This window comes from Bacteroides sp. CAG:189 (genome assembly GCF_000432295.1).
GTDB lineage: Bacteria > Bacteroidota > Bacteroidia > Bacteroidales > Bacteroidaceae > Bacteroides > Bacteroides salyersiae.
On the sequence record NZ_HF990972.1, the window covers coordinates 1 to 3,728 of the forward strand.

At 39.7% G+C, this 3,728-nt stretch carries 4 protein-coding genes; all 4 read right to left on the reverse strand.

Translation table 11 applies throughout. The features are described 5' to 3' along the window. A partial coding sequence (locus QVP90_RS00580) for a GumC family protein (RefSeq protein WP_288203599.1) occupies positions 1 to 1,654 on the reverse strand: 1,654 nt, incomplete at its 3' end. A gap of 19 nt (positions 1,655 to 1,673) precedes the next feature. Next, positions 1,674 to 2,459 (reverse strand): polysaccharide biosynthesis/export family protein, encoded by a 786-nt coding sequence (locus QVP90_RS00585; RefSeq protein WP_021935406.1) that lies wholly within the window; start codon positions 2,457 to 2,459, stop codon positions 1,674 to 1,676. A 56-nt stretch (positions 2,460 to 2,515) separates the two neighbouring features. Further along, positions 2,516 to 3,010 carry a UpxZ family transcription anti-terminator antagonist gene (locus QVP90_RS00590; RefSeq protein WP_005923079.1) on the reverse strand — a complete coding sequence of 165 codons (495 nt, stop codon included), beginning with the start codon at positions 3,008 to 3,010 and terminating at the stop codon, positions 2,516 to 2,518. 18 nt (positions 3,011 to 3,028) lie between these two features. Further along, a complete protein-coding gene (locus tag QVP90_RS00595; protein ID WP_005923082.1) occupies positions 3,029 to 3,562 on the reverse strand; it encodes a UpxY family transcription antiterminator in 534 nt (177 codons plus the stop codon). Between the last annotated feature and the right edge of the window lie 166 nt (positions 3,563 to 3,728).

Genomic DNA, 3,728 nt, shown 5'->3' on the forward strand with positions numbered 1-3,728 from the left:
CGTGACGGGGAATATTGCCTAAGAAAGGAATAGTTAAAACTTCATCCAACTCCTTACGGGTACGGACTTTAGTATCCGTCACATTTAACAACCAAAATATGCCCATAGGAATAGCCAGCCCTAAAACAATAGAAGCCAAGAAAATCGTCATTGTTTTAGGTGCCACCGGAGCACTGCTACCCGAAGCAGAATCGATGATACGGGCATTACTCTCAGTAATAGCCTGAGTCAAAGCATTTTCTTCGCGCTTATTCAATAAATAAAGATAAAGTTCCTCCTTGATCTTCTGCTGACGTTCCACTGTAAGTACATATTTCTGCTGGGCAGGCACAGCCTCAATGCGCTTCGTGGTCTGTTCTTCCTGTTCACGGATATTCTTCAATTGGATATTCAACCCGACAATCAGATTATCTACCGAACGGATAATCGTCTGCTTCATGGCACTCAGAGAATTATTCAAATCTATCACAATCGGATTCTTACTGCTACTACCTACTACCAATTTATCACGTTTTAATAAAACATCATTATATTCTTTAATTTGAGACTCAACACTGTTATCCGATATACCGGTATTGGCAGGAATCAGATCCGAACTTTTCTGAGGATCTGTCAGATATTCCTTAATGTACCTGGCAATACTCAACTGGTTCTCCAGACTAAGACCTTCCTGCTGATAACGGCTCGTATTAGCAAGATACATACCCGTCTCGGAAGTTATATCAGTCAGTTGATTTTCTCGCTTAAAACTTTCGATATTGGCGTCCACGCTCCCCAATTCACGTTCAATGATAATCAGACGTTCATTGATAAACTTGGAGGTATTTACCGCTATCTGGTTCTTATCATTGATCACATCCTCATTATAGACAGCAATAAGCATATTCAAAATATCTTCCGCACGGGCAGTGGATACATCATCCAAAACCAAGTTGATAATGGTAGCCGTCTTGCTGGCAAGAGAAACTTTCAATCTGGTACGATATCCTTCGATGACACTTTCCAAATTAGATTTGACTACACTTACAGGCTTGCCATAAAAGACATCCGTATAGTACAACGTAGGAGTGATAATCATCGGACCTATCGGAGTAGAAACCGTATCATTCAGATGTACATCCAAAACTTCTTCCGAACGGACTCCCCCACCGCCTACAGCCAAAGAAAAGTCAGAAAGACGTACCGTAACAGAATCGACAGGGGTAACTACTACTTTTATAACCTGACGCTCCTCCGCCTCAGGAAAAGAAACCGTTACCGGAGCATGAGTGTAAAGCTCATCATTACGGAGACCATTCTTCACCTTATAACTCATATCCAAATGTAAACGGCGGGCAACCTCTTCCATCAAATGACGGGATTGGAAAACAAGTACTTCATTGTCCACATTGCGCTTACCACCGAAAAGAGACAAATCGGCAAAAACTGCCGATTCACTCATGGCACCACCTTTGGAATCATCACGGATAAGAACGGATGCCATACGGCTGTATACTTTGGAGGAAGATTTCAAATAAAAGAAAGCTACGCCGCCACAGACCAGAACAGAAAGTACAAACCAGTACCAGTTAGCCAATACAAGATGGAAGATATCGCTGATATTAATTTCAGACTCCTGCTTACGGGCATCATTGTTTTTATATTCAGTATTCATTGTTCTTTTTATATCCGGATTATTTAAACATGGTTACCATTAAAGAAGCGATGGAAGCCAATACCGAAACGGCAGACAGCCAAACGCTCACAGAATTATTGGAATTAATGCGGCTCTGTCCCGTCTTCGCCTTGTTAGGTTCTACATACACGATATCATTCTGCTGCAAATAGTAACAGGGAGACTGAAAAATATCAGAAGAACGAAGATCATGATAAAGAATACGACGTTTACCGTCTTTTTCACGGATAACAGCCACACGGTCACGACGGCCATAAATAGTCAAATCACCTGCCATACTCAAAGCTTCCAATAGCGTTATTCTATCACCGGAAATATCAAATGTACCCGGACGAGCCACTTCACCCATTACAGAAACTTTAAAATTCAGAAACTGAACAGTGACAATAGGATCCTTTATCAAATCCTCATTCATTAATTTCTGTTTTATCAATTCCGTCACCTGCATGCGCGTCAGTCCTTCTACATGAAGCCTGCCTAAGATGGGAAAATCAATATCACCATTCTGGTCGACAAGATAACCTAATACACGCTGTTGTCCCAAATTTTGATTTCCAATTTGGAAACTTATCAACGGCATATTAAACGGCAACGCCAGTTCCGGATCTTTACTGTTCACTAAAATAGCCAATAAATCATCTTTATGAATGATTACTTCATAGTTCTTATCAATGACCTCCTCTTTCAAAGAAGTAATATCCTGCAAGTAAAGTACCTCTTTCGGAGCAGAACAAGATGCCAACAAAGCGGTCAATCCTAACAATAAATAATATTTTAATTGCATATTCGTTAAATTACTTTTTTTATTTTCCTTTGTTTTAATTAATCACCTTATCCCAGTTATTCCTCTATCTCTTCCCACGGATAGGGATTTGCCTCCATACTATCCAGTAAACCGGCTATTTCCTGCTCTTCAGTAGTCAACTCTCTCCCACCCCAACTTTTCAGAATATCATGGGCTTCACGAGACAAAGCGTCATCATACACTTCCCCATAACAATAAGTCAGCAGGCGAAGCTTCTGTAAAGAAACAGGCAGATGCGGCAGAACCTTCCAACAACAATCAAGGACCTGCTGAATATGTTCCTGCTTATTGCTATCACCGTATATAGTGGCATTATACCCCATTAATAGAGCCAGACAAACTTCCGCATCCTCTTCCGGCATAAGAGAGCCTGCTGTATTCCAAAGAGAATACAAGGTATCGCTAAGAGTGAGAACCGTACGATTTTGTCTGCAAAAATCATCAGAATAGAGAGATGCGTCTTCCTCAAAAAACAGTAATTGGTGGGCCAAACGCTGAAGCTCCAAAGCTTTCGTTGTGAATGATTCCATTATAATAATTTGATATTTTTATTCGATTGGTTTCAAATAACTTTTGGGTATTTTGATATTGGCGGTCAAAACACCCTGAATATGAATAATGACATAAGTTTTATTGGCTTCAATACCGACCTTACCTTCGATACCAGCAAATTCACCTTTCACGACTTTTACTTTACTGCCGACAACAAGAGCGCTATTATCAAAACTGACACCATCGGGAGAAAGATCCAACACAAAACGGAAGTCATCCATCTGCTTGTCCGGAACAACAAGCATGTTGCCGGTAAAGAGATCTTTCATATAAAAAAGCGGGATACTATACTGATTAGCCAGATCAATAGCTGTCTGCTTGGTACACTGTATAAAGATTAAATTTTTAATAAGAGGTATTTCTACCTTTTTTCGGCGATATTTCAGCTGCCTGACTACAATTCGAGTGGGAAGATAGTATTCTACATCAAGCACATTTTCTGTCCTCAATTTTTCAATCCAACTACGAACTAAAAATTCTTGTTTATCTCTAACACGAGCAGCAAACCATTTCTTTTGTATATCAGACACTTATTATAGTTTAGTAAAAGATTAAAACCAGGATTTTGGGTGCGCTTCGCGGTTTGAATGAGACATTTTTCTCTATCAAACCGTAACTAATTCCGAAATATTTTTTATTGAACGAAACAATGATAAAACTGAAAAAGTGTTTCAATAGACGTTCGTTTAATTGAAC